Annotated in this window: 24 protein-coding genes and 1 pseudogene; 12 read left to right on the plus strand and 13 right to left on the minus strand. The window is 70.1% G+C overall.

The genetic code is table 11. From position 1 onward, the window contains the following. Window positions 1-341: 341 nt before the first annotated feature. The 3 genes and pseudogenes from ACFY3I_RS35835 to ACFY3I_RS35845 form a co-directional block, all read right to left on the minus strand. Window positions 342-809: a transposase gene (locus tag ACFY3I_RS35835; protein WP_390865324.1), complete on the minus strand. Its 468-nt coding sequence runs from the start codon at window positions 807-809 to the stop codon at window positions 342-344. Beyond that, window positions 743-1102 (minus strand): annotated as a pseudogene (locus tag ACFY3I_RS35840) (transposase); the annotation flags it as partial. The gene ACFY3I_RS35835 and the pseudogene ACFY3I_RS35840, both read right to left, overlap by 67 nt. A gap of 27 nt (window positions 1103-1129) precedes the next feature. Next, window positions 1130-1612: a hypothetical protein gene (locus ACFY3I_RS35845; RefSeq protein ID WP_390865169.1), complete on the minus strand. Its 483-nt coding sequence runs from the start codon at window positions 1610-1612 to the stop codon at window positions 1130-1132. Between the two features lie 428 nt (window positions 1613-2040). On the opposite strand from ACFY3I_RS35845, the gene ACFY3I_RS35850 reads away from it, so the two are divergent. Next, window positions 2041-2466: a DUF6003 family protein gene (locus ACFY3I_RS35850; protein WP_390865170.1), complete on the plus strand. Its 426-nt coding sequence runs from the start codon at window positions 2041-2043 to the stop codon at window positions 2464-2466. A 13-nt stretch (window positions 2467-2479) separates the two neighbouring features. On the opposite strand, the gene ACFY3I_RS35855 is transcribed toward ACFY3I_RS35850, so the two are convergent. From ACFY3I_RS35855 to ACFY3I_RS35875, 5 genes are all read right to left on the minus strand, one after another. Continuing rightward, window positions 2480-3262 (minus strand): phosphatase PAP2 family protein, encoded by a 783-nt coding sequence (locus ACFY3I_RS35855; protein ID WP_390865171.1) that lies wholly within the window; start codon window positions 3260-3262, stop codon window positions 2480-2482. After that, on the minus strand, window positions 3262-4215 hold the full coding sequence (locus ACFY3I_RS35860) for a YihY/virulence factor BrkB family protein (RefSeq protein ID WP_390865172.1): 954 nt from the start codon (window positions 4213-4215) through the stop codon (window positions 3262-3264). The genes ACFY3I_RS35855 and ACFY3I_RS35860 overlap by 1 nt, the downstream gene beginning before the upstream one ends. A 1-nt stretch (window position 4216) precedes the next feature. Next, window positions 4217-5944, minus strand: coding sequence for a diacylglycerol kinase family protein (locus tag ACFY3I_RS35865; protein ID WP_390865173.1), 1728 nt, complete (start codon window positions 5942-5944; stop codon window positions 4217-4219). A 370-nt stretch (window positions 5945-6314) separates the two neighbouring features. After that, window positions 6315-7202 (minus strand): NmrA family NAD(P)-binding protein, encoded by an 888-nt coding sequence (locus ACFY3I_RS35870; protein WP_390865174.1) that lies wholly within the window; start codon window positions 7200-7202, stop codon window positions 6315-6317. Between the two features lie 403 nt (window positions 7203-7605). Then, entirely contained in the window at window positions 7606-8172 is a 567-nt protein-coding gene (locus ACFY3I_RS35875) for a TetR/AcrR family transcriptional regulator (protein ID WP_390865175.1), read from the minus strand. A 524-nt stretch (window positions 8173-8696) separates the two neighbouring features. On the opposite strand from ACFY3I_RS35875, the gene ACFY3I_RS35880 reads away from it, so the two are divergent. Beyond that, window positions 8697-9212 (plus strand): carbonic anhydrase, encoded by a 516-nt coding sequence (locus ACFY3I_RS35880; protein ID WP_390865176.1) that lies wholly within the window; start codon window positions 8697-8699, stop codon window positions 9210-9212. 100 nt (window positions 9213-9312) lie between these two features. After that, window positions 9313-9864, plus strand: coding sequence for a carbonic anhydrase (locus tag ACFY3I_RS35885; RefSeq protein ID WP_390865177.1), 552 nt, complete (start codon window positions 9313-9315; stop codon window positions 9862-9864). A gap of 72 nt (window positions 9865-9936) precedes the next feature. On the opposite strand, the gene ACFY3I_RS35890 is transcribed toward ACFY3I_RS35885, so the two are convergent. From ACFY3I_RS35890 to ACFY3I_RS35900, 3 genes are all read right to left on the minus strand, one after another. Continuing rightward, entirely contained in the window at window positions 9937-10695 is a 759-nt protein-coding gene (locus ACFY3I_RS35890; protein ID WP_365292199.1) for an SDR family oxidoreductase, read from the minus strand. Window positions 10696-10803: 108 nt separating this feature from the next. Continuing rightward, a complete protein-coding gene (locus tag ACFY3I_RS35895) occupies window positions 10804-12174 on the minus strand; it encodes an MFS transporter (RefSeq protein WP_390865178.1) in 1371 nt (456 codons plus the stop codon). A gap of 115 nt (window positions 12175-12289) precedes the next feature. Continuing rightward, window positions 12290-12874 carry a TetR/AcrR family transcriptional regulator gene (locus ACFY3I_RS35900; RefSeq protein ID WP_390865179.1) on the minus strand — a complete coding sequence of 195 codons (585 nt, stop codon included), beginning with the start codon at window positions 12872-12874 and terminating at the stop codon, window positions 12290-12292. A 294-nt stretch (window positions 12875-13168) separates the two neighbouring features. On the opposite strand from ACFY3I_RS35900, the gene ACFY3I_RS35905 reads away from it, so the two are divergent. After that, the gene (locus ACFY3I_RS35905) at window positions 13169-14035 is read left to right on the plus strand and encodes an LLM class flavin-dependent oxidoreductase (RefSeq protein ID WP_390865180.1); all 867 of its coding nucleotides are present in this window, start codon (window positions 13169-13171) and stop codon (window positions 14033-14035) included. 155 nt (window positions 14036-14190) lie between these two features. Here the strand turns inward: ACFY3I_RS35905 and ACFY3I_RS35910 are convergent, their stop codons facing one another. After that, the gene (locus ACFY3I_RS35910; protein WP_390865181.1) at window positions 14191-14418 is read right to left on the minus strand and encodes a hypothetical protein; all 228 of its coding nucleotides are present in this window, start codon (window positions 14416-14418) and stop codon (window positions 14191-14193) included. Between the two features lie 283 nt (window positions 14419-14701). Between ACFY3I_RS35910 and ACFY3I_RS35915 the strand changes: the two genes are divergently transcribed. The 4 genes from ACFY3I_RS35915 (at window position 14702) to ACFY3I_RS35930 (ending at window position 17841) form a co-directional block, all read left to right on the plus strand. After that, window positions 14702-15472, plus strand: a complete 771-nt coding sequence (locus tag ACFY3I_RS35915) for an SDR family NAD(P)-dependent oxidoreductase (RefSeq protein WP_390865182.1) — start codon at window positions 14702-14704, stop codon at window positions 15470-15472. 73 nt (window positions 15473-15545) lie between these two features. Beyond that, window positions 15546-16559, plus strand: coding sequence for an aldo/keto reductase (locus tag ACFY3I_RS35920; protein ID WP_390865183.1), 1014 nt, complete (start codon window positions 15546-15548; stop codon window positions 16557-16559). Between the two features lie 30 nt (window positions 16560-16589). Next, the gene (locus ACFY3I_RS35925) at window positions 16590-17009 is read left to right on the plus strand and encodes an SRPBCC family protein (RefSeq protein ID WP_390865184.1); all 420 of its coding nucleotides are present in this window, start codon (window positions 16590-16592) and stop codon (window positions 17007-17009) included. A 25-nt stretch (window positions 17010-17034) separates the two neighbouring features. Beyond that, window positions 17035-17841: an SDR family oxidoreductase gene (locus tag ACFY3I_RS35930; RefSeq protein ID WP_390865185.1), complete on the plus strand. Its 807-nt coding sequence runs from the start codon at window positions 17035-17037 to the stop codon at window positions 17839-17841. Between the two features lie 29 nt (window positions 17842-17870). Here ACFY3I_RS35930 and ACFY3I_RS35935 read toward each other — a convergent pair whose 3' ends face one another. Continuing rightward, window positions 17871-18557 (minus strand): hypothetical protein, encoded by a 687-nt coding sequence (locus tag ACFY3I_RS35935; protein WP_390865186.1) that lies wholly within the window; start codon window positions 18555-18557, stop codon window positions 17871-17873. 137 nt (window positions 18558-18694) lie between these two features. On the opposite strand from ACFY3I_RS35935, the gene ACFY3I_RS35940 reads away from it, so the two are divergent. The 4 genes from ACFY3I_RS35940 to ACFY3I_RS35955 all read left to right on the plus strand — a co-directional run bounded on the left by ACFY3I_RS35940 (window position 18695) and on the right by ACFY3I_RS35955 (window position 25106). Next, a complete protein-coding gene (locus tag ACFY3I_RS35940; RefSeq protein ID WP_390865187.1) occupies window positions 18695-19033 on the plus strand; it encodes a cyclic-phosphate processing receiver domain-containing protein in 339 nt (112 codons plus the stop codon). A 150-nt stretch (window positions 19034-19183) separates the two neighbouring features. Beyond that, complete coding sequence (gene car, locus ACFY3I_RS35945) at window positions 19184-22711, plus strand: carboxylic acid reductase (RefSeq protein ID WP_390865188.1); 3528 nt, start codon at window positions 19184-19186, stop codon at window positions 22709-22711. Between the two features lie 85 nt (window positions 22712-22796). Further along, window positions 22797-24005, plus strand: coding sequence for an acyltransferase (locus ACFY3I_RS35950; protein ID WP_390865189.1), 1209 nt, complete (start codon window positions 22797-22799; stop codon window positions 24003-24005). Window positions 24006-24239: 234 nt separating this feature from the next. Next, window positions 24240-25106 (plus strand): hypothetical protein, encoded by an 867-nt coding sequence (locus ACFY3I_RS35955; protein ID WP_390865190.1) that lies wholly within the window; start codon window positions 24240-24242, stop codon window positions 25104-25106. Window positions 25107-25122 lie beyond the last annotated feature (16 nt).

The raw sequence follows: 25122 nt of genomic DNA on the forward strand, positions 1-25122 counted from the left end.
CCTTGGGCGCGACCTTGGAAGGGTCCGCGATCTCGGGAACGTCCACCCTCTGCCCGGCGGTCCGAACGGTCGTCGTCGGCATTCTGCGCCCTCCCCTTTTGATGTGCACCGGTCCTGAACCGGCCGCTTGGCAAGCCCGCGTCTACCCCGGACGCCGAGCAGTAAACCTGTACATCGCCCGACAGGATATCTCGGGGTGCCGGTGCCGGTGCCGGCGGCGGCGGCGTTGCGCGCGGCGGTGGCGAGTGAGGCGCGCTTCGGGCTGCGAGCCCGACTGCTGGCCTGGTGGCGGGTGGCGCGCTGTCGCGCGGGAGGACGGTGCGACCAGCCGGCACCGTGTATCAGTGGTTGCCGGTGGCGAGGATCTCGGTCCATCCGCGGAAGTAACGCTGTGACCGGAAAGGTTCGCCGGGTCGGGTGCGGACGAGCGGTTCGAATGGGCTGGGCAGTCTGTGCACTGAGGGTGGGAAGATCGCGGCGTGACTGTCACCCTGCCGCTCGATGCCGGCTGGCGGGCGCCCTGCGCGGTTGCCGAGTCGGGCTCGGTTGCGGATCCGGTCCGCTCGCCCGGCGATGGTGTGTGCGACGCCTCGGCGCCTCAGCCACGCGCGGATGGCCTTCGAGCTGTATCGTTTGTCGGCTATCAGGAGGTCAGGACGTAGCCGTGGCCGTCCGGAACCGGTGCGGGGAACACGCACTGCCTCCATGACGGCGGTGAACTGCGTGCAGTCGTCGGTGTTCCCGCCTTTCGGGCCCCGACAGCATGCTGATGAGCACGGACGATGGTGGAGTCGATCGATACCAGCCAGCCGTTCTCGCCTGCGGCATCGGCCCTCGCGTGGGCCTTCTCGAGCATCCCTGCAAAGGTGCCGTCCCCGGCCCAGCGGCGGAAACGGGTGTGCGGGGTGGTCCACCGGCCGTACCGTTCAGGAACATCTCGCCAAGCCACACCGGTTCGGAACTTCCACACGATCCCGTTCAGGACCATCCGGTCATCGCGTCCAGGACGGCCCGCCGCAGTCCATGGCAGCAACGGCCGCACGAAGTCCCACTCGGAATCAGACAGTTCATGGCGACGTATCACCCGACCATGATCCGTCACACAAGATCATGCCGGACCATGGTCGAGTCACACGCTCGTGGCTGCGCCAAAGATTTTTTCAAGCGGTTCCTGGGCCAGGCGCAGCTTTTGCCGGCACGAGGCGATGCTGCTCAGCGCCCATGCCCTTACGGCATCCCTGTCTCTCACCATGGCCACCAGTTCTCGCGTGGTCTGCTGCGCGGTGTCCATCCAGGGGGTGATGGGCTCCTCGTCGAGGACCGCAGCGAACCGCTGCCGCGCGAGTGCAACGTCCCCAACGAGCGCCGAAGCCACCCCAGCGTTCCACGCTTCCCACAACCACCCACTTCTGACGGGCTGAGCAGCCAGGCTCCTCGCCACCGATTCAAGGTCGGGGTACTGAGCTCGGAGCCTCTGTACATGGTCTTGCGCACGGAGCGCGAGCGCGTCTGCCACCGGCGAGAACTGCATATCACTGCGATAGTCCTCGGTTCCGCTCAGCCGCTCACTGACATTGAACGCGAAGTGATCAATGTCCTGCCACAGCCACATGGCTCCGACCTGCAGACCGCTGCCCTGGCTCCACCTGGGCGAAGGGAACTCGACAAGCCCCAGCCACCAGCCGCGATCGTCCAGCCAAAGGCGAGACTGGCCACGCTGACGCAGACCCAGGGGGCGGAGCCGAGTCCTAGCGGCCGCGGCCACCAGCCGCGACGCAGGAGAAGAAGGAGCCATGACGGCATTCTCCGCTCCAGCTACCATCGCGGCCCACAAGCACCTGATCACCTCGCGTTTGACGACAGGCCCTAGGGAACCGCTGCAGGACGGTCGCAAGCCTCGAACTCCCGCACCACGGCGGCCCCCACAAGTTCACCCTCGCCACGGAGTGAGTCGGTCCGGTTCCGTCACCTCGGCATGGTGCGGCGGCATTACGATCTGTGTCCGCACTCATATCGACACCGACAAGGCGGAACCCCCCGATGGCTGACGAGGCCTACCTCTTCCTGCTCCCCGACCGTCACCCGAGCCTCGGCGCAGCCATGGCGGCCGTCGCGCCGCTGGAATGCGACCAGACCCCGGCCGTGCGGGGCTGGATCTCCGCCCATGATGTGGCCCCCTCCTCCGAGCGGTTGAGGATCCTTCCCGCCGGCTCGGAGATCCTCATCCCCGAGGGTGCCGAGCGGCTGCCGATCCCGTTGACCGCGGAGGAGGAGGTCCGCGTCCAGCAGGAGTGCGCACCCCAGTCGGTCACCGACCTGGAGCGCGAACTGCTGGACTACCGGGAGACCACCCAGGGCTGGGAGACCCTGGTGCACCGGGCGCTGACCGCGGGCATCCCGGCGCCGCGCATCGCCCGGCTGACCGGACTCGACCCCCAGGAGATCGGCCGCATGACCGGCGTGTGACGCCGGGCCCCCCTCAGCGGGAGGCCGCGTCCGGTTCGGGGCTCGGGCCGGTGAGTTCCGGCTCCAGCCCCGCACCGACCGGCGCGTGCCCCCGGCCCACGTCGGCCCGCCACGCCTCGAAGGCACGGCCGGTCAGTACGACGACGGCGAGCCCGAGCAGCCAGCCACCGAGCACGTCGCTGAACCAGTGCACGCCGAGCGCGACCCGGGTGAAGCCGACCCCGAGCACCGACAGGACCGCCACGGCCCAGCACGCGACACGAGCCCGCCGCGGCACCATGGGCAGCAGAACCAGCAGGAACACCGCGAACGAGGTGGTGGCGGTCATCGCGTGCCCGGACGGGAAGGAATAGCCCGGCGCGTGCGCCACGGGATCCTCCAGCGCCGGCCGCGCCCGCTCGACCAGCGTCTTGACCCCGAGCCCGATCAGACCGCCGGCCACCGCGGTCACCGCCGCCCACGCGGCCAGCCGCCGGGCACCGCGCCACAGCAGCCAGCCGGTCAGCAGCGCCACGCCCACGCGCAGGGTGAACGGGTCCCAGACGTGGTCGGAGAGCACGCGCAGCGTGCGCGTCCAGGCCGGGTGGTCCAGCGCGAACCCGTGCAGACCCTCGGCCGCGCCGCGGTCGAGATCGCGCAGCGGCCGCCACCGGCCCTCCACGAGGACCAGCACCAGGGCGAACGGCACCGAGGCGGCCGCTGCGACGGCGACCGCCGCCAACAGTCGGACACCGAACCGGCGGTCGGCGCCGCTTCGGCGGCCGGGAGAGCGCGGCGTCTCGGGTTGCGTCGGCATCAGACCCCCGGGTCGGGTTGGATCGGTTCGGGCCTGAGTCCCCGCACCGCCTCCAGTTGCGCGGCGAAGGAGAGCCCGAGGAACAGGGCGATCGACGTCAGATAGGCCCACAGCAGCAGGGACATGAAGGCGCTGAGGGGGCCGTAGACCGTGTCGAATGAGCCGCTCAGATCGAGGTAGAGGGTGAGCACCCAGGTCAGGGTCATCCACAGCACCAGGTAGAGGGCCGCGCCGAACGCCAGCCAGGTGTAGCCCGGTTGGCTGCGGCGCGGTGAGCGCCGGAAGACGGCGCTGGCGGAGATCAGGGCGAGCAGCAGCCCGAACGGCCAGCGCACCACGTTCCACGTCGTCTGCGCGGTCGGGCCGAACCCGTAGACCGTGCCGGCGGCCGAGGCCAGGTCGTCGCCGGCGACCATGACGACGAAGCCCAGGCCGAGCGGGATTCCCGCGCACAGCGCCATGACCAGCCCGCGCGCGTACTTGAGGTGGAAGGGCCGGTCGCGTTCGTTGCCGTAGATACGGTTGGCGCCGCGCTCGATCTGGCACATCGCCGTGGTGACGTTGACGATCGAGAAGATCGCGCCGAACCAGAGGGCGAGCGTGCCGTCGTCGCCCGCCGTGCGCCTGCTGCGGTCGAGCGCGTCGTCGATCACCTCCGCACTGGGCCCCTCGGCGATCCGGTGGATCGTCAACTCGGCCATCCTGCCGATGTCCTCGGTGTGCAGGCTGGTGGAGAGACCCACGAAGGCCAGCGCCAGCGGGATCACCGCCAGCACGGTCTGGAGGGCGAGCGCACGGGAGTGGCTGAACCCGTCGGCGTAGCGGAAGCGGAGGAACGCGTCGCGCAGCAGCGGCCAGCCGCCGTAGCGGCGCAGCGTCACCCACGCCTCGTCGGCGGACAACTCGTCCCCGCTCATGTCCCGGGTCTCCGGAACCTTGGTGGCACTGCCCACGTCAGCCCTCCAGGTCCGGGACCAGTACGGTCAGCGCGCCCGGCGCCACCTCGACGGACAGGCGGCGGCCGGAGCCGACCGGATCCCCGTCGATCTCGCGGGGCTGCGGGGACTCGAAGGTGAACTCGGCCCGTCGGAAGGTATGGAACTCCGGCTGCCCGCCACCCTTGAGGCCGGCGCCCTTCCGCCCGTCCCGGCCGCGGTGCGGCAGCAGCGCGCCCAGGGTGCGCAGCCAGCCGCCGGGGCCGCGCGGGTCCAGCATCAGCAGGTCCAGCAGCCCGTCGTCCGGGCGGGCGTCGGGTATCAGGCGCAGGCCACCCTGGAGGGCGCCGGTGTTGCCGACGAGCACCATGCGGGCCGTACCGCGCAGGGGCTCGGCTCCGTCCAGCCGGACGCTCAGCCGCATCCGGGGGCCGCGCATCGCCTTCGGGGCGGCCAGGACGTACGCGGGCCAGCCGAGCACGGCCTTCGCCCGGTGGTGTTCCTGCGCGTACTGCATCATCGCGGCGTCCAGACCGACGCCCGACATGACCGCGAAGTGGGTGGCGGGGATGCCGTCGCCCTCGACACGGGCGAGGTCGACCGCGCGGGTCGTCCCGCCGAGGGCGGCGTCGAGCGCCTCGGCCGGAGCCAGCGGGAGGCCGAGGTTGCGGGCGAGGAGATTGCCGGTGCCGCACGGCACGATGGCGAGCGGGACGCCACTGCCCGCCAGACGGTCGGCGGCCGCGCGCACGGTGCCGTCGCCGCCGCAGACGACGACCAACTCCGCACCGGAGCCGAGGGCTTGGGCCGTCTGACCGCCGCCTGGATCGGCGACCGTCGTCTCCAGGAACACCGGCTCCCGGTGACCGTGCCGGGCGAGGACCTCGCGCAGCTCGGCGCGCTTGCCCCCGTCGATCGCCGTGGGGTTGACGACCACGGCGACCCGGCCCGGACGGCGTCCCGCACGTCCGGCGTGGGCGGTTCCGGCGACGGGCGCCGACACGCGGGCGTCGCGGAGCAGGGCCTGCCCCACCACCAGCAGGGACAGCCCGCCGTTGACGAGGCCGCCCAACACGTCGGTCGGGTGGTGCATGCCCCGGTACAGGCGGGACACCCCCACCACGAGCGGCAGCAGGAGCAGCACCGCGGCCACCACGCGCCGCCACGGCCCCCGCAGACGGGTCAGCGCGAGGACGGCGAGACCTCCGTAGAGGGCGGTGGCCGCACCGGTGTGGCCGGACGTGTAGCTGGAGGTCGGCAGGGAGCCGTCGAGACGGTGCACCTCGGGTCGCTGCCGCTCCACCGCGATGGTCACGACCAGGAAGACCAGCGACTGCAACGAGACCGCGAGCGCGAGGAACGACGCCTGGCGCCACAGCGGCAGACGGGGTACCAGGACCAGCACCAGGCACGCCGCCAGCGTCACGACGACGACGGTGAGCGTGTTGCCCATCTGGGACCCGACCGAGGAGAGCGTGGTCAGGGTGGACGTACGCAGCCGCTCCAGGCCCCGGTTGACTCCGTCCTCCGCCGTGATCGGCCAGACGCGGCGGGCGGGGCCGGTGATCAGCAGGCCGAGCCCGATCATCAGGGCGGCCTGGCAGGCGGCCGCCGCACCGACGAAGGCGGCGGCCCGCACGAGTCCGCGAGGCATCCGGCGGCCCCGCCCGGCGCCCGTCGCCGCGGCGGCGGGGCGGGGACTCTCCTCTGGCAGGCCCGCTGATCTCTCCGGTACGGCGGTCGGCATCGCTTCTCCCTGGGTCGGTGGTCGGCAGGTGGGGCCGCACCACGCGAGGCCGCCCCACCGCACACATGCCCCCGGAGGCGCGGAGCAGGCGGTACGAGTGAAGGGGCGGCCCGCGCGGGACCTCCCGTTCGCCGTCGGCGGAGGCGTCAGGGCAGGAGTTCCACCACGGCCGCGGTCGCCGAACCGTCCAGCGCCGGGCGGTACTTGCCGTACGTTCCCGGGATCAGGGGGGTGCGGAACCGCCACGCACCTTCGGGTGGCTCGCGCTGCTCCTGTGTGGCGCCGACAGGCCGGCTGACGCGCCGCACATGCCGGACCCGGCAGGCGCCGCAATCGCTGTGGCGCCTGCCGGCCGAGGCAGGGCCGGGTGTCATGCGGCCTTGGTGGCGTAGGGGAGTTCGAACAGTGATCGGTGCTCGTCGATGAAGTCCTCGACCGTCTGCAGGGGTTGTCCGGTGATGCGGCGCACGGTGTCGGTGACGCCCGCGAGGCGGCCTTCCTGCTGGTCGATGGTGACCGCCTCGAAGTGCCTGAGCTTGGCGGTGTCGTCGGGGATGCCGATGAGGTCCAGGAACGTCGCCACGGTGACCCGCTCGAACGGGAGGTCGCGGTCCAGGATCCGGCTGACTTCGGCGGCGAGCTCCTCGTGGCTGTACTCGACCGGGCCGGTGAGGGTCAGGGCCTGTCCGGCGTGCTCGGCGGGACGGGTGAACAACTTGGCGGCGGTCAGGGCGATGTCGTGGCCGGTGATCGGGGCGAAGCGGCTGTCGGCGTCGAAGGGCATGACGTAACGGCCGTAGCGGATCAGTCCGGAGATGTAGAGCAGCCACTGCGTGAAGAACGTGACGCGCAGGTGTGTGGTGGGAACGCCGGACCAGTTGAAGACCTGCTCGGTCAGCCAGTGGTTCTGAGTCGCCTTGCTCCGTGCGTCGGGACGCGACTGGATGTGCGACATGTTCACCACGTACTCGATGTTCTGCTCCTTGGCGGCCTGCGCGAACATCACGGCCGCTTCGACGAGGCCTTCACCGACCGGGTAGTTGAAGTACGCGCGCTGCACGCCCCTCAGGGCCGCGCGCACATCGCGGAAGTCGAGCAGGTCACCGAGGACGACCTCGGCACCCGTGTCCCGCAGGCGCTGCGCCCGCTCGTCGTCGGTGCGGACCATGGCGCGAACGTGGAAGCCCTCCTTGAGCAGGTGGTCCACCATCGGTCGGCCTGTCTCGCCGGCAGCCGTCGTGATCAGGATCGTGGTCATGTTGTTTCCCTGGGGGGTTTGTCGCCGGTGTCGCTGGCGGGGCGGTCTGGATGCGCTCCATGTCCTCGTTGGCATGAGGCGGCGCGGTCGCCGACTGGCCCTTGGCGGGCGGGCAACCTGCTTTTAGATTAACGCCATAATCTAAAGATGGCAAACGGTCCCGGAGACTCTTCTGACCTGTGCGTATGCCCGCACGCCCGTGGAGGAGGCCGCCACTGGACGGGACCTGCCGGACGGGACTCCAGCCCCGGGGCTGCCGGCGTTCGCGCGTGCCGGACAGCCGCTGTCGACGTCCGTGACGACCCGCCGGGGCTCCCCGGCGGGTCGTCACGCCCGACACGGCTGGCCGGTGGGGGCCGACCGGCGGCCGGATGCCGTGGCTGCAGGCGCGTGTCCGCAGCGCTCAGGACAGGGAGTCGGTGATGGAGCGGCGGGCTGCCCGCAGGATCTCTTCGGACAGTTCGGTGGAGGAGGTCGCGCGAGCCAGAAGGATGGCTCCGACCAGGGTGCAGGTGGCGACCAGTCCCTCGTCCCCGTCTCCCATCCAGTCCACGAACCTCCGCACGCCGTCCGCGTAGGCCGGCTGCGAGGTGAGGTTGCCCTCGTGTGCGGCCTGTGCCAGATCACCCACGAATCCGGCTGTGGGGCAGCCCGTGCCCGGAGCGTCGCGGTGCTCCCGCGACAGGTACTCCCCGACCATGTCCCCGCGCGCATCCGAGCGGCTGGAGTGTTTGCCGTCCAGGCCCGCCAGATAGACGTCCCTGTCGTCGAAGGCCTGCTCCGTGGCCTCGATCACCAGTGCGTTCTTCGAGGTGAACTGCTTGTAGAACCCGCCGACCGTCAGGCCCACGGACTTCATCAGGTCCGGCAGGCCGACGCCTTGGACGCCACGCTCCCGGAAGAGCTGAGCGGCTGCGGCGACGACCCGGGCCCGGTTCTCCTGGGCCTGAGCTTGCGAGACCCGGCTCATGTGGCACCAGCCCTTTCGCTTATATTTTGACCGAAATCTATAATAGCTCGTCCGGAGTCGGGAAGCTCGTCCGGAGCGCGCGAGCCCGTCCGGGCCGGCCGCCCGTCCGGGCCGGACGCCCGTCGAGGCCGGCCGGCTCGCCGGAAGCGAGGTTGTGCACGGCCCGGGGCGGCTCGGCGATGCAGGCGCGGCCTTCCGCGAGTACGGGATACGTGACAACCCTTCGGCATGTCCCGTGCGGGTGCGGCGGGTGCGCTTGCACGGAACCGCGGTCGGCGCCCACTCGGCGGTGTACGCCGGCGGGTTCGACCAGGCCGGAGAAGCGAGGGGGCGTAGAGCCGCTCACGCGGCATCGGCAGGGCGTGGCGGTCGCCGATGGCCCCGAGTGCGTCGTTCGTCGAGCGCTCCCGCGAGTCGGTATCGATTCTGGACTCACGCTGCTACAGTGCATACCAGTGAGTCCAGAAAATGGACTGACCGCAACCCCTGAATCCCATGAATCTCATGAATCCAAGGAGCACACCATGGGTGTCGTCGAAACCCTCACCTCCCGCAACGCCGACTTCGCCAAGACGCGGTTCACGGATGGCCTGCGCATGATGCCGAACCTGAAGACGATCGTGATCGGCTGCGTGGACCCGCGTGTCGACCCCGCGGTGGTCCTGGGCGCCGAGCAGGGCGACATCGCGGCGATCCGCAACGTCGGTGGCCGCGTCACGCGGCGCACGCTGGACGAACTGGTGATGCTCCGCAAGGTGACCCAGGCCGCCGGCGCCGACCTCGGCCCCGGCTGGGAACTGATCGTCCTGCAGCACACGCACTGCGGTATCACCCTGCTCCAGAACCAGCCCGAACTGCTCACCCCCTACTTCGCCACCGACGAGGCGGGCCTGGCCGAGCAGGCCGTAGGCGATCCGCGAGCGGCCCTCGCCCACGACGTCGCCGCCCTGCGCGGCGAGACCCGCCTGGAAGGGGTGCGGGTGTCCGGGCTCCTGTACGACGTGGCCACGGGCGAGGTCGAGACGGTCGTGGCGCCGTAGCCCCGGTGCGAGCGAAGGCGCACCACCTCCAGCCCACCGGCCGCCCCGTCCTCGACGGGGCGGGGCCCGCACCCTTCAGCAAGCCACCCCAGGAGATGCCATGACCGACGTTGCCGAACTGGTCGGCCGCAACGCCGAATTCGTCACCGGACAGTTCGCGACCGGGCCGGGGCTGACCATCAACCCGACGGGCAACATGATGATCGTCGGTTGCGTCGACCCGCGCGTGGACCCCGCGCACGTCCTCGGCCTGCGCCGCGGCGAAGCCGCCGTGATCCGCAACGTGGGGGGCCGCATCACTCCCGCGACTCTGCGCACCATGAAGATGCTCGGCAAAGTCGGCCAGGCGCACCCGGACGGCAAGGCCGGCGGACCCTGGAACCTGGTCATCCTCCACCACACCGACTGCGGGATGCTCGATCTGGCCCCCTTCGACGACCTCCTGGCCGAGTACTTCGAGGTGCCCGCGGACGTGCTCCCCGCCAAGTCCGTCAGTGACCCGCACCGCTCGGTCCGCGTGGACGCGGACGTCGTGCGGCAGGAGGTCCGCAGCCCCGACTTCCTGGTCTCCGGCCTCGTGTACGACGTCACCACCGGCACCGTCGAGATCGTCGTGCCGCCCACCGCCGTCCCGGTGCGGACGACCGCGTGACGCCCGCCGCCGCGGCACCGGTCGGGCGCCGGCCGCCGTCGTGGGCCGCCGTGGTGGGCCGGGTCCGACACGTCAGGCCGAGGCCCCGCTGTCGATGACCAGGTCGGCTCCGACGACCGAGCCGGCGAGCGGAGAGGCGAGGTAGAGCACCGCTGCCGCCACCTCCTCGGCGTCCGCGACCCGGCCGAGCGGGTTCTCCTTCTTCACCCGCTCGGCGCGGTCTGCCGGGGTCTCGCCGGGGCGCAGGGACATGGGCGCGTCGGAGGCCCCGGGGCTGACCGCGTTGATGCGGATGTTCTGGTCGATGTGGTCGAGCGCGGCGGCACGGGTGAGGGCGGAGACCGCGGCCTTGGACGTGATGTACGCGGCCGCGTTGCGGATACGGTGGTGGGCGCCCAGGTTCGCGGACACGTTGACGATCGTCCCGCCGCCGTGTTCCTTCATGTAGGCCACCTCGTGCTTCAGGGCCAGCCACACTCCGGTCACGTTGGTCCGCAGGACCGCCTCCCAGTCCTCCTCCTCGATGTCACCGGCGGGTACGCCTCCCCGGAACAGGCCGGCGTTGTTGACCGCGATGTCCAGCCCGCCGAAGCGGGCGACGCTCTCACCGACGAGACGTGCGAGCTGTCCCGAGTCGGTGACGTCGGCGGTGACGGCGACAGCCGTACCGCCGGCGGCTTCGACGAGGGCGACGGTGTCGTCCAGGGAGGCCGCGGTGCGGCCCGCGGCGACCACGGAGGCACCCTCGGCGGCGAAGGCGAGCGCGATGGCGCGGCCCAGTCCGGAGCCGGCGCCGGTCACGAGGACGGACTTGCCGTTGAAGCGGTTCATGATGTCGTTTCCTTCGAGTGAGCGACGACCCTGTCAGGGAGGACGTTCGGGTCGTCATCGGTGTGACTGTTTCGTGTGTCGGTGTGACTAGGTCGTGCGTCGGTGTGACTACGTCGCGCGTCGGTGCGACTGCGTCGTAAGTCGGTGGTTCAGGACGGCAACGGCTATGAGGGCGACGGCAGTTGCCGCCAGCGAGGTGGCGTCGCCGCCGACGGTGAGCAGGACGGCGAACAGGACGGTGGGGCCCACCTCCATCGCGGTGTTGAGGACGCCGCCGGCGAGCCCGCCCTGTTCCGGGGGCACACCTTCGGTGGCGAGGACGGCGGCGCCCGCGAAGGACGCGGCCGCCCCGGCCGGCAGGAGTACCAGACCGGGAAGCAGGCCGTAGACGTACGGGATGTGCACGTCGAACCCGGTGACCGCCAGGAGGACGAGTCCGGCGGCGGCTGTGGCGAGGCCGGAGGCGGCGACGGACCCGGCCCCGTACCGGCGGATGAGCGGCGCCGCCGCGCGCCCCGAGGCGATCAGCGCGACGGCGAACGGCAGGAAGGCGGCCGAGGTCGCCAGTTGCGACCAGTCCCGGTCCTGCTGCAGGTGCAGCGAGAGGACCACGAACGTCATCCCCGTCCCGCAGGCGCTCAGCGCGGTGGCGGCGAGACCCAGCGCCCGCCGCCGGTCGCGCAGGAAGCCCGGGGGCAGCAACGGGTCGCGGATGCGGCGCTCGGCGTACCGGAACCCGGCCGTCAGCGCGGCTCCGGCGAGCAGCGGCACCAGGACGGGCGCCGACAGCCAGGGCCTGCCGTCGGTGACGACGAACCCGTAGCTGGCCAGGGTGATTCCGGCGGTGGCGAGTACCGCGCCCCGCAGGTCCAGTGACCTGTCGCGGTTCGGCGTGGTGCCCGGCAACAGCCTCGGGGCCAGGACGAGGGCCGCGACCGCCACCAGGAGCGGTACCGCCAGGGCCCACCGCCAGGAAAGCAGCGAGGCGATGACACCCGAGAGCAGGTTGCCCGCGGTCGCGCCGAGTACGGACAGTCCGCCCCATGTCGCCATCGCCCTGCCGTACGCGCCCGGGGTGGGGAAGACCGTCCGCAGGACCGCCATGGCGGCCGGTGCCACGACCGCCGCCCCCGCGCCCTGGACGAATCGAGCGGCGAGAAGGACGCCGATGCCCTGGGCCAGCGGAGCGACGGCGGAGGACGCGGCGAACAGCAGCAGTCCGGCGGTGAGGGAGCGCCGCCCGCCGAACCGGTCGGCGAGCCGCCCGCCGAAGAGCACGAGCCCCGCGAACGACAGTCCGTACGCTGCGCTGAGCAGGATGAGATCCGCCCGGGCCAGGTCGAACTCTCGGCCGATCTCGGGCAGTGGTACGGCGATGGCCGAGAGGGTGTAGATCAATGTCGTCTGGACGCTGCCGAGGAGGACGAAAGCCTGTCGGTTGCGTACGGCGGAGACGCAGGCGGTGCTCGTGATGGTCACGGCCCCTCCAACATATTAGACCGATCGGTTCATTATCCGGATATGCTTCCGCCGGATCCGGTGGTGCACGTGTGGCTGCCTTTCGGTGAGCGTTGAGCGTCCGAGAACGTCCGGTCTAGGGGAGCAGGGTCAGCGCCTGCTCCGCCGCGTCCCGTACGCGCGCGGGGTCGCTGGACACCTTGCCGACGACGCGCATCCCCTGGAGGACGACGAGCAGCAGGTGGGCCAGGGCGCGCGGATCGCGGTCCTCGGGGAGTTCGCCCTGCGCCCGGGCTCGTACGAGCGCGGAGTGCAGGACGGTCTCGACGTGTTCCCAGCTGCTCGCCACGCGACGTGCGGCAGCGGGATCGTGCGGGCCGAGTTCGGCCGCCGTGTTGGTGACGAGGCAGCCGGCCTCCCGCACCTCCGGAGCGGTGGCCTCCGCCGCGAAGCGACGCACCACCGCCCGCACCGCGGGCATGACGGGCCCCGGCTGGGACAGCTCCTCCAGGATGGCCGGGTCACGCATCTCGACGTACCGGTCCAGCGCCTTCAGGTAGAGCTCGTGCTTGCTCCCGAAGGTCGCGTAGATGCTGGCGCGGCCGATCCCGAGATGCTCGACGAGGTCGGCCATCGACGTCGCTTCGTAGCCGCGACGCCAGAAGAGCTCGAGGGCCGACTGCAGTGCGGCGTCCGGGTCGAATGCTTTGGTCCTGGTCACCTTCTCAACGTAAGCCTTAATAGATCGATCGGTCAAATAAGAGGGGCGGAAGCTCAGGTGCAGGTCGAAGGCCCGGATCACGGATCACGGACCACGGACCACGGTTCATGGGTTACGGATCACGGATCACCGTCCGGTGGGTCGAGTCGTCTGATGCCTTGCGACCCGCGCACGGTTGCGGCGTGCGCCGTCCCGGCGAGCGGCGTGCACGGCTCTGCTCGCTCGTCGGCCAGGAGCCGGCGGCCGACGGACTGCGGCTTGTGAGCGCCGGGGCCGTACGGGGACGATGTGCGGATGCGCTTCTCCGTCAACATTCCGAACTTCGGTGACTTCGCCGATCACAAGGCCGTGACGAAGGTGGCCGTCGCGGCCGAACAGGCAGGATGGGACGGGCTGTTCGTCTGGGACCACCTGCTGCACCGCAACCATGGCGGCAGGCCCTTCGCCGATCCGTGGATGCTGCTGACCGCTGCCGCCCTGGCGACCTCGCGGATCCGGCTCGGCACACTGGTCACCCCGGTCGCCCGCCGGCGCCCGCAGCAACTCGCCCGCCAGGTCGCGACGTTGGACTCCATGAGCGGCGGCCGGGTCATCTTCGGCGCGGGGCTCGGCGGCCCCGTCGAGGACGAGTACGGGAGCTTCGGCGACAGCACGGACCCGAAGGTGCTGGCCGAACGGCTGGACGAGGGACTGGACCTGCTCCAGCGCTACTGGTCAGGCCGGCCGGTGAACCATGAAGGACGGCACTACCACGCACGCGATGTCACCCTGCTGCCCGCCACGGTCCAGCGCCCCCGGCCGCCCGTATGGATCGCCGGTTTCTGGCCGAACCGCCCGCCCATGCGCCGGGCCGCCCGGTGGGACGGTGCCGTTCCCCTGTTCCTCGACGCCCGGCACGGCCGCATTCCGCCCGTCGATCAGGTCCGTGACCTCGTCGCGTACGTCCGTGACCAGCGTGAGGAACGGACCGACGCTCCCTTCGAGGTGGTCCTCGGGGGTGCCACCCCGGGCGAGGACGCGGCGAGGACCGTCGACCTGATCGGCCCGTTGGCGGAGGCGGGGGCGACCTGGTGGGACGAACGGCAGATCCAGACCGGCGAGACACTGGACCGGCTCACACCCGTGCTGCGCCGTGTCGAACAGGGTCCGCCCAAGTTGTGAGCCCCCACGCCCCTCCACCCGGGACGCGCGACGGCTCCCCTTGTCAGCGGGCGAGCCTGGGGAAGAGGGCCTGGGCGTTGCCGTGGTCGACGGCGGTGCGCTGCCGGTCGTCGAGTGGGTAGGCGTCGAGCTGCTGGGTGAAGTAGGCGGACATGTCAGGGGTGGCGGGTGATCGTGCCGGACAGGGCGAGGTGCTTCGCGGCGCCGATCGTGTCGAGCAGGGAGATGTGATCGTGCCGCACGCGGTGCGCCGACCGGTTGGACCGGTGGTCGGCGACCCATCCGCGGAGATCGAGGAGATCGAGGTACGACCTGAGGGGCTGCCCTCGGAAGTCCCGTCGCCCCGGCGGAGGTTCGGCGACTCCTGGACAGGGCCGCCGCATGTCGCCTCGCCAGATCTCGGGATGCGCCTGCGGTAGGGATATGCCTACGATGACGGGTGCGGGAGAGCCGCTGACCAGGACCGTATCCCTGACCGGGTCAGTCGCCGCCGGCGTCACCGGTGGGTAGGCGCAGGGGCGGACCGCCACGACGTGCCGGACACCCCTGAATGTGCCGGGGTCGCGCCTCGTGATCAAAGCGCATATGCGGATGTTCCGGAGTTCACACGGTGGCGGACTGCCGCCTGTGTGACAGCGCTCGCCCGGCCGGACGGAGGGGCTGACGATGATCGACTTGCACGGCCGTAGCGCCCTGGTCACCGGGTCGACCTCCGGCATCGGCGAGGCCATCGCGCGGGGGCTCGCCGCCGTCGGAGCGGAGGTCGTCGTCAACGGACGCAGCCCCGAGACGGTGGAACGGGTCGCGAAGGAACTGGGGGTTCGCGGCGTGGCCGGGGATATCGGTACGGCGGTGGGTGCCGCCGGCATACTGGATCGACTGCCCGACGTGGACATCTTGGTGAACAGCGCCGGTGTCTTCGAGACTCAACCTGTCTTCGAGATCACCGACGAGGACTGGATGAGGCTGTTCGAGGTCAACGTGCTTTCAGGGGTACGCCTGACACGTCACTACACGCCTCGGATGGTGAACCGGGGATGGGGCCGTGTCGTCTTCGTGAGCAGTGAGGCCGGCATCCAGACGCCGACCGAGATGGTCCACTACGGGGTGACGAAGTCGGCGCAGTTGGCCGTTTCGCGGGGAATCGCTCAGGAAGTCGCCGGTACCGGCGTCACCGTCAATTGCGTCCTGCCGGGACCGACGCTGACCGAGGGCGTGCAGTCGATGCTGTCGAGGCTCTATCCGGAGCTCCCGGACGACGAGCGGGAACGCCGATACGTGTCCACCGGCCGCGCCTCGGCCTCTCTGCTCAAGCGATTGATACGTCCCGAGGAGATAGCGAACATCGTGACATACGTCGCGTCCGAGCAGGCATCGGCCACGACCGGTGCGGCGCTGAGTGTGGACGGCGGAATGGTTCCCACGATTTTCCCATAACGCGTCCGATTGCACCGGGAGCGCTTCGTTTATTTCTGTACGCACCTCACTGGATATCCGGAAGGGAAATGTTGTGAAACTCGATCGAATACTTCCGGCAGATATAGGTTTCGGGTGCGCGCCGCTCGGAAATATGTTCCGCTCGGTTCCCGAGGAAGAAGCCGTGGCGACGGTCGATGCCGCTTGGGAACAGGGCACACGCTACTTCGACACCGCCCCCTTCTACGGTTCGGGATTGTCGGAGATTCGCTTGGGGAAGGCCCTGTCCGGCCGCCCCCGTGACGACTACGTGCTCAGCACCAAGGTCGGCCGCGTCATTCTGGACGAAGAGGAGGATCCCGCCGAGCGTGACCTCGGAGAGAAGGGGAATCTTTTCGCCAACGGGCGTCCCAACAAAATGCTCCACGTCTGGACGGCCGATGCCACGAAGCGCTCCATCGAGGACAGCCTGAAGCGACTGCAGACCGACCGCCTGGACATCGTGTGGGTGCACGACATAGCGCAGGACTTCCACGGCGACGTATGGCTGCAGAAAATCGAGGAGGCACGCACCGGAGCCTTCCGCGTCCTCACCAAGTTGCGCGACGAAGGCGTCATAAAAGCCTGGGGACTCGGCGTCAACCGCACCGAACCCATCGAGATCACCCTCGCACTCGAAGAGCCGCAACCCGACGGGTTCCTGCTGGCCGGGCGATACACCCTGCTCGACCACGCCCACGCCCTGCAACGACTGCTGCCCATGGCAGAGGAGCAGGGCGTCGGGATGGTCGTCGGAGGCCCGTACAGCTCCGGCATCCTCGCCGGCGGCACCCACTTCGAGTACGTCGCCGCCCCGCCCGAGATCGTGGCGAAGGTCGACCAGTTGAAGGAACTCACCGACAGGCACGGTGTGAGCATCAAAGCCGCCGCTCTCCAGTTCTCGCTCGCGCATCCGGTCGCCAAGGCCGTGATCCCGGGCGCGACGCAGCCGGCCCACACCATCGAGGACCATGCGGCGCTCAACGAGAAGGTTCCCGTCGAGTTCTGGGCCGACCTGCGCGCCTCCGGCCTGGTCAGCGACCTGGCACCGCTGCCCGACGGGGCATGACGGCCGTCCCACGAGTCCTGGAGGAGCGACATGGCATCCACATCGGTGAGCAGGGTCGTCCCGGCATCACCCGCACAGGTATGGGCGCTGATCGGGGGGTTCGGATCACTGCCCGACTGGCTTCCCTACATACCCGAAAGCACCTTCTCGGAAGGCGGCCGGCTACGGCACCTGAAGAACCCCGAGGGCGAAGCGATCGTGGAACGGCTCATGTCGTTCGACGAGGACAAGCGGTACTACAGCTACCACATCGAGCAGGCGCCCTTCCCGGTCGTCGACTATCTGTCGACTTTGCAGGTGTACGGCATCAGCGGTAACGAGAACGCGGCCGAGGTCCAGTGGTCGGGCCGCTTCGTTCCCGACGGAGCCACGGAGGAAGAAGTCGTCGATCTCTTCACCGGAATCTACAGCGACGGCCTGGACGCCCTGCACAAACACCTCAGCGGCTAGACGCTCCTGCGGAAGGTGTCACCTCATGAACACCGAGACCTCTGCGACCTCTTCGACCTCTGCCACATACCTCGACAGACCTCTCGACGGCCGGGTGGCCGTGATCACCGGCGCGTCCAGCGGCATCGGAGAGGCGTCGGCCGAGCATCTTGCGTCACTGGGCGCGAAGGTCGCGGTGCTGGCCCGGCGCGCGGACCGACTCGACGAACTGGCCGCGCGCATCGGCAAGGACGGCGGCTCCGCCGTCGCGCTCAGCGTCGACGTCACCGACGCCGACGCCGTGCAGACCGCGGCCGACCGCGTGGCGGAGGAGCTGGGCGCCGCGGACCTGCTCCTCAACAACGCCGGCGTCATGCTGCCCGCCCCCGTCGAGGAACTGCGACAGGACCAGTGGCAGCGCCAGATCGACCTGAACGTCTCAGGGCTGATGAACGCCATCGGCGCCTTCACCCCCCAACTGCTGCGGGCTGCCGCCGAGCGAGGCGTGGCCGACCTGATCAACACCTCGTCGAGCGCCGCACGGAACCTGTACCCGAACTTCGCCGTCTACTCCGGGACGAAGGCGTTCGTCTCGCACCTCTCGAAGCACCTCCGGTCCGAGCTGGGCCCGAAGAAGGTGCGTGTCTCCGCGATCGAGCCGGGCATCGTGGGGACGGAGCTACAGGACCACGTCACGGACCCCGGCGCCAATGCGTGGCTGGAGGGTTCGAAGGAGACCGTCGACTGGCTGCGCTCGGAGGACATCGCGGAGATAGTCGCCTTCATCGCCTCGCGCCCGCTTCGGGTCAACCTCCCGGAGGTCTTCATCATGCCGACGGCCCAGACCAGCTGACACCCGCCGGGCCCGGAGGCGCCCGCTCCTTACCGGTCTGCGGTCCCCGGTGACTGGGCCGCTTTCGAGTCCGGAGCGCACGACAGGCGTGCGGCCTCCCGCGCGACAGCCAGATCGTCGCGGTTCTCCTTGGGGAATCCAAGCCGGGTGCCGCATTCGAAGATGCCCGAGCCGTCGGCCGTCCAGCTCGTCGCGTGTCCGGAGGTCACGGCTGTGGCGTGTCGACAGGTGTACCGGAAGTCCGCCTCTACGGCGTGCGTCGCGTTGTAGTCGACGAAGCTGCCGGCCCCGTCGACGGAGCTGGTCCGGGTCGAGTTGGGATCACCTGGTGTTCTGCCGACCTCGGTGAAGGCCATGTCGGCCGCGTCATCGCCTTCCTGGGCCTCGCCGATGAATTCGGCGAGGGAGAAGAGCACGTCACGAGGCGGGAGCGCCGGGCCATGCGACGATACGGAGGTCTTGGGCGACCACACCCGGTGCTTGAGCCCGTTCAGCTTGCCGCCACCCTTGCCGAGGGTCTCCACGTCGGACACGGCGGACAGCCGGACGGGCCGCTTCACGTTGAACCACTCGTACGTACCGTGCGCGCAGGCTTTCGGGCTCGACGCCATAGCGGTCGCGGATGTCCTTGGTTCGGCGCGCGTGGCAGTGGTGGTGCACGAACCGACGCTCGCGACCGCCAGGGTGGCGGCGAGAGCGGAAATCCAACGCCTCATGGCGGTTCCTCACACGATGGTCATGGCTGCTGCCCCCCTGGTCATGGCGGCGATCGGGGTGCCGGTCGACCGCATGGTAGGCGTACGTCGTGAACAGTCGGCGGTCGTGAGCGCCGCCGCACTGCGAAGATGGCCGGGTGAAAGACGATTCGCCACTTCCGAAACCCGTCATCCTCGGCATCGACGACCTGCGGCCGCTGCCGAGGGCCACGCGGATCGCCCGCAGCAGCGGCGAAGGTGTCGAGCTCCTCCAAGAACACCGCGACAGCTTCATCGACGAACTCTGGCTCGACCACGACCTCGGCGGCGACGACAGCATCCTGCCCGTGGTGACCCTCCTGGAAGAAGCCGCCTTCAACGGGCGGCCCTTCCGCATCGGCACGGTCTTCGTGCACAGTGCCAACCCCATCGGCGCCGAGACCGTCGTCCGGTCGCTCACACGCTGGAACTACCAGGTCCGTCGGACAACGGCCTAGGTGTATTGATCACGAGCGGGGGATTCGTCCGCGCATCCACACCCCGCCGCACCAGGGCCCTGGGGCACCGCTTCGACGTGATGGCTCTCTTTTCTGACGATACAGTTGCATAGAGGCACAAAGGCCGCACAGTGCGAGGAGGTGGCGGCCATGGTGCGTGGTTCGGGCGAACCGGCCGGCGACGACGGCGGGACGACAGACCTCCGAGAGGAGCGCCGAGCCGCCCAGTTGTGTGCCGGCGACGAGCAGCTCCGCGAGGTTCAGCCACTCGACTGGGTCACCGAGGCCATTCAGCGGCCGGGACAGTCCATGGCCTCGATGACGGCCATGGTCATGGACGCCTACGCCGACCGGCCCGCCCTGGGCGAACGCGCCCGGGAAACGGTCACCGACCCGACCGGCGGTCGGCCGGAGACTCGACTGCTCCCGCGGTTCGACATGATCACCTACCGCGAGCTCGGCGACCGTCTCGAGGCGGTCGCGGCGGAGTGGCACCACGACGGGCACGATCCCGTGACCCAGGGCGACTTCGTGTGCGTACTCGGCAGCACCAGCGCCGAACAAGCGGTGATCGATCTCGCCTGCTCCCGGCTGGCCGCGGTCTGTGTGCCTCTGCAGGGAAGCACGTCCGTGGCCGGACTCTCCCCGATCGTCGCGGAGACCGGACCGCACCTGCTCGCCGTCGACATCGACGTGCTGGACTCCGCGGTCGACCTGGCCCTCGACAGTCCGACGGTCGCGCGGGTGGTCGTGTTCGACCACCGTCCTGACGACGATGACGAGCGCACGAGGATCGAGGACGCACGCCGCCGGCTGGCCCAGGCCGGCCGACGGATCTCACTGGACCTGCTGGACGACGTGATCGAACGCGGCCGTGGCCTGCCCGCCGCGCCCATGCCGGAACCCGATCCGGACCGGCTGGGCCTGCTCGTATACACCTCGGGCAGCACCGGCACGCCGAAGGGCGCGGAATACACCGAACGCCTGGTGTGCCGTCAGTGGCAGAGCTGGTTCGAGGCGTCGGACAGGCCGGTGGTCACCGTCAACTACATGCCGTTGAGTCACCTCTTCGGGCGGACGGGGCTGTTCACCACGATGGCGCGCGGCGGCATCAACTACTTCGTCGCCCGCGGCGACCTGTCCACCCTCTTCGAGGACATCGGTCTGGCCCGTCCCACCGAACTCCTCCTCGTGCCCCGCGTGTGCGAGATGCTCCACCAGCGCTTCCGCAGCGCGATGGGGGAGGCGGGCGACGTCGACGAGGAGGGGAGGACCGAGGAGATCAAGGCGGAGCTGCGCGAGGAGTTCCTCGGCGGCCGCGTGATGTGGGCCGCGGTCGGGTCCGCGCCCCTGTCCGCGGAGATGAGGGAGTTCGTCGAGTCGGTCCTCGACCTTCCCGTGCACGACGGTTACGGCTCCACCGAGGCCGGCCCGATCACCGTGGACCACAAGGTGGGCAGGCCGCCGGTCCTGGAGTACAAGCTGGTGGACGTGCCCGAGCTGGGCTACAGGCTCACCGACATGCCGTTCCCGCGCGGCGAGCTGCTGGTCAGGTCCGAGACGCTCATCCCCGGCTACTACCGGCGCCCCGACGTGACCGCGGACGTCTTCGACTCGGACGGCTTCTACCACACCGGCGACGTGATGGCCGAGGTCGGACCGGACGAACTGGTCTACGTCGACCGCCGCAAGAACGTGCTCAAGCTGGCCCAGGGCGAGTTCGTCGCGTTGTCCCGCGTGGAGGCCACCTTCGCGACCGACCCGCTGGTGCGGCAGATCTTCGTCTACGGCAACAGCGAACGTTCCTACCTGCTCGCCGTGATCGTGCCCGTCGAGGACGCGACGGGGGCAGACGGTGATCTCGTGGCGCGGCTGCATGAATCACTGCGTCGGACCGCCGCGGAAGCCGGCCTCAACGGCTACGAGATCCCCCGCGACTTCCTCATCGAGACCGAACCCTTCAGCACGGAGAACGGCCTCCTGTCCCATACCCGCAAGCTGATCCGCCCGCGCCTGACCAGTCAGTACGGCCCGCGGCTGGAACAGCTCTACACCGAACTGGCCGACCGGGAAAGCGCCGCGCTGAGCGAACTGCGCCACGGGGGCGCCGACCGGCCGGTGCTCGACACCGTGCTCCAGGCCGCCGGAGCCGTACTGGGGGGCCAGGATCTCGTGGACCCCGACGCACGCTTCGGCGACCTCGGCGGGGACTCCCTCTCCGCGCTCACCCTGTCGGAGCTGCTGGGGCAGATCTTCGGGTTCGAGGTGTCGGTCGGCGTCATCATCAGCCCGGCCAACAACCTCCGTAAGGTCGCGGAACACATCGAGTCCGAGCGGGACTCCGGCTCCCGACGTCCGACGTTCGCCACCGTGCACGGCCCGGGCGGCAACCAGGTCGAGGCCGCCGACCTGACCCTGGCCCGGTTCATCGACCCCCGGACCCTCGCCGCCGCGCCCACGCTCCCGCTTCCCGAGGCGCACGTGCACACGGTCCTGATGACCGGTGCCAACGGCTATCTGGGCCGCTTCATGGCCCTGGACCAGATGGAACACCTGGCACCCATCGGCGGCCGGCTGATCTGCGTGGTGCGCGGCGCGGACGCCGAGGCCGCGTGGCAGCGGCTGGAGTCCGTCTACGACAGCGACCCCGAACTGCTCGCCCGCTTCAGGGAACTGGCCCGCGGACACCTGGAGGTGCTGGCCGGTGACATCGGCGAGGCCGGTCTGGGTCTGGACGAGACGACCTGGCAGCGGCTGGCCGACACCGTCGACCACATCGCGCACCCGGCCGCGCTCGTCAATCACGTGCTGCCGTACGAGCAGTTGTTCGGCCCCAATGTGGTCGGCACCGCCGAACTGATCCGGCTGGCGATCACCGGCCGCATGAAGCCGATCACGTTCCTGTCGACGGTGGCGGCCCTCGTCGGCCCGCTGTCGTCGGCCGAGGAGGACGCCGACATCAGAACGGTCAGCCCCGTGCGGGCACTCGGCGACGACTACGCCAACGGGTACGCGACCAGCAAGTGGGCCGGCGAGGTGCTGCTGCGGGAGGCGCACGACCTGTGCGGTCTGCCGGTCTCCGTCTTCCGGTCGGACCTGATCCTCGCGCACAGCCGGTACGTCGGGCAGGTCAACGTGCCCGACGTGTTCACCCGGCTGCTGTTCAGCGTGATCGCCACCGGTGTGGCACCGGACTCCTTCTACCGTCTCGACGCCCAGGGCCACCGCCGGCCGGCCCACTACAACGGACTGCCGGTCGACTTCACCGCTGAGGCCGTCAACATCCTCGGCGGGCGGGTGACCCGCGGCTACCGGACGTACAACGTGTTCAACCCGCACGCCGACGGGATCTCCCTGGACACCTTCGTCGACTGGCTGGTCGAGGCCGGGTACTCCATCACGAGAGTTCACGACTTCGACGAGTGGTTCGCGCGCTTCGAGACCGCGATCCGGGCCATGCCCGACCAGCAGAAGCAGTACTCGCTGCTGCCCCTGCTGCAGGCGTTCTCCCGGCCCGCGGAGGCGGTCAACGGCGCGGGCTTCCCCACGGAACGCTTCGAGGAGGCGGTGCGCGCCGCAGGGGTGGGCCCGGACAAGGACGTCCCCCACCTCGGCCGGGAGCTGATCTGCAAGTACCCGGAGGACCTGCGGGCGCTGGGCATCCTGCCCGGTCGGTGAGTCCCGTCGTTGCCCTGCGTCGGGGGTGGCGCCCGGCCGCCGCCTCTCCAACACTGGTGACGTACGGGCGACGGGGGGCGCGGACATGGCGAGGCACACGGAGCCGGAGCAGGCACCGACACCGGCGCGGCGGCCGGAACTGGACGCGATCCGGATGCTGGTCGTGATCGGGCTCGTCTTCTTCCACTCGGCGCTCGTGTTCGCCGCCGACGACGACTTCTACGTCAAGAACGCCGAGACCAGCGGAGCCGTCGTGATCATCGCCGGGTTCGGGGTCGTCTGGGCCATGCCGCTGCTGTTCCTCATCTCCGGCCTCGGCGCCTGGCACTCTCTTCAGCGCCGCGGCGCGGGCGGCTTCGCCCGCGAGCGGCTGCTGCGGCTCGGCGTGCCCCTGGTCTTCGCGACCCTCGCGCTGAACCCGCTTCCGCAGTGGCTGCGGCTGCGCTCGGCCGACGCCGACCACCACGAGTCCTATCTCGGCTTCCTGCCCCGCTTCTACGACGTGCACCTGGAGCCCGAAGAGTTCCCCTTCCTCGTGCGGGGCGAGCACTTCGAGACCGGCCATCTCTGGTTCGTCGTGCTCCTCCTGACGTTCTCCCTCCTGCTGGTGCCGATGCACCGATGGTTGCCGCGCGAGCGCGTCAGGCGCATCGGCGATCGGGTGGCGCGGGCGACCCTGCGCCGGCGGGGCCTCGTACTGCTGCCGGCCCTCGCCTTCGCGGGGATCTGTGCCTTCGCGGGGCTGGAGGAGGAGTACGCGGGCTGGCACCGCTGGTCGTACCTGCTGTTCTTCGTCGCCGGCTTCACGCTCGCCGCAGACGACCGCTTCCGCACCGTGACGCGGCGCGACGCCGGCACCGCGGCCTGGCTCGGCGCCGCGCTGTTCGTTGCGGCGGGCCCCGGCTTCGCCCTGGCCGACGAGCCCTTCACGGAGACGACCCCCCTTGCCACCGCCTCACGGGCACTGTTCGGCGCGGCCGGATGGTGCCTGGTGGTCGCCATCCCCGGCCTCCTCGACCGTCGACGGTCCAAGCCACCGCATGCGGCGCGGACGCCGACGCCGACGAGGCGCCGGCGCCTTTATGGCTATCTCGCCGCGGCCGTGCTGCCGTTGTACGTCCTGCACCAGCCGATCGTGGTCGCCGTCGCGTACTTCGTGACCGGCTGGTCCGCGCCGATCCTGGTCGAGTACGCCGCCCTCGTGGCGATCGCCCTCTCCCTCACTCTCGCCACGTACGAGATCCTGGTCCGCCGCACACGGGCGACCCGTTTCCTGTTCGGGATGCGGCCCTAGAGGCGTCTCGAACGTACAAGTCGAATTGACCTCCTCGCGGCGCGGCGGTCGCGCGGGGGCCGGAGAAATGACTTGTCCCTGGTTCGCAGATCGGCCACGATCACCTTCATGACGACCAGAAAGGGCCATGCCGTCTAGGCACCTCGCTCGGCTCTCCACCGCTCGCGCGCCGCCGACTGCCGGTCTCCAGTACCCGATGGCCGCGACCGACCGCCCACTCAGGAGAGCTCGCCCGTGCAGAAGAGCGTCCTCGTTCCTCACGCCCACCTGCCCCGAGGGCACCGCGCCCGCCACGTCCTGACCAGTACCGTCGACGTTTTCGGCACCGCTCACTGGCTGCTGGCCGAACGTGCTCCGCAGCCCGGCGGCGATGCCCTGCCGGTCGACGCACTGGTCGTCTCCGTCGATCCGGACGGCAACGTCGAACTCACCGAGCTGAGCGCCGTGCGGACCCGTTGGCCGTGCCTGGACCGCCTGCCTGACGGCGGGTTCGTCGTCGCCGCGTCCCGCGTCCACCGGTACGAGGACGCGAGCCAGGTTCAGGTCTTCGACGCGCTCGGCCGCGAGATCACTTCCTTCTCCGTCGGCGACGCCATCGAGCACCTCCTCGTGGATGAGGAAGGCCGAATCTGGGTCGGACACTTCGACGAGAACCCGATCGGAATCCGGTGCTGGAGCGCCTCGGGCCGACTCGTCTGGACATCGGACGACGCCGGCATCCCCGGTCTCTTCGACTGCTACGCCCTGAACGTGTCGGGCACCGTCGCCTGGGCGTGCCCCTACACCGACTTCCCGCTCGTCGAGATACGCCCGGACCGCACCCGTCGGCCCGTGCGGGTGTGGGCGAACCGTGTACGGGGCGCCCAAGCGGTGGCTGTCCACGGAGATCGGGTCGCCTTCTACGGCGGCTACCGCACGGACCGGGACCGACTCGTCCACGGAGAGATCAACGGGACATCGGTCGAGTCCACGGGCGTCGGCCTGCTCTCCCTGCCCGAAGACTCTGCCCCCGGCCGTCGGCGGGTCGTCGGCAGAGGAAGCAGGATCTACGTCCAGGCCGAGCCGTTCACCACCTGGGGCGTGTTCGACCTCAGCACCTGACTCCGGCGAGATGCCG

The sequence above is a fragment of the Streptomyces sp. NPDC001068 genome, assembly GCF_042897315.1.
In the GTDB taxonomy this organism is placed as follows: domain Bacteria; phylum Actinomycetota; class Actinomycetes; order Streptomycetales; family Streptomycetaceae; genus Streptomyces.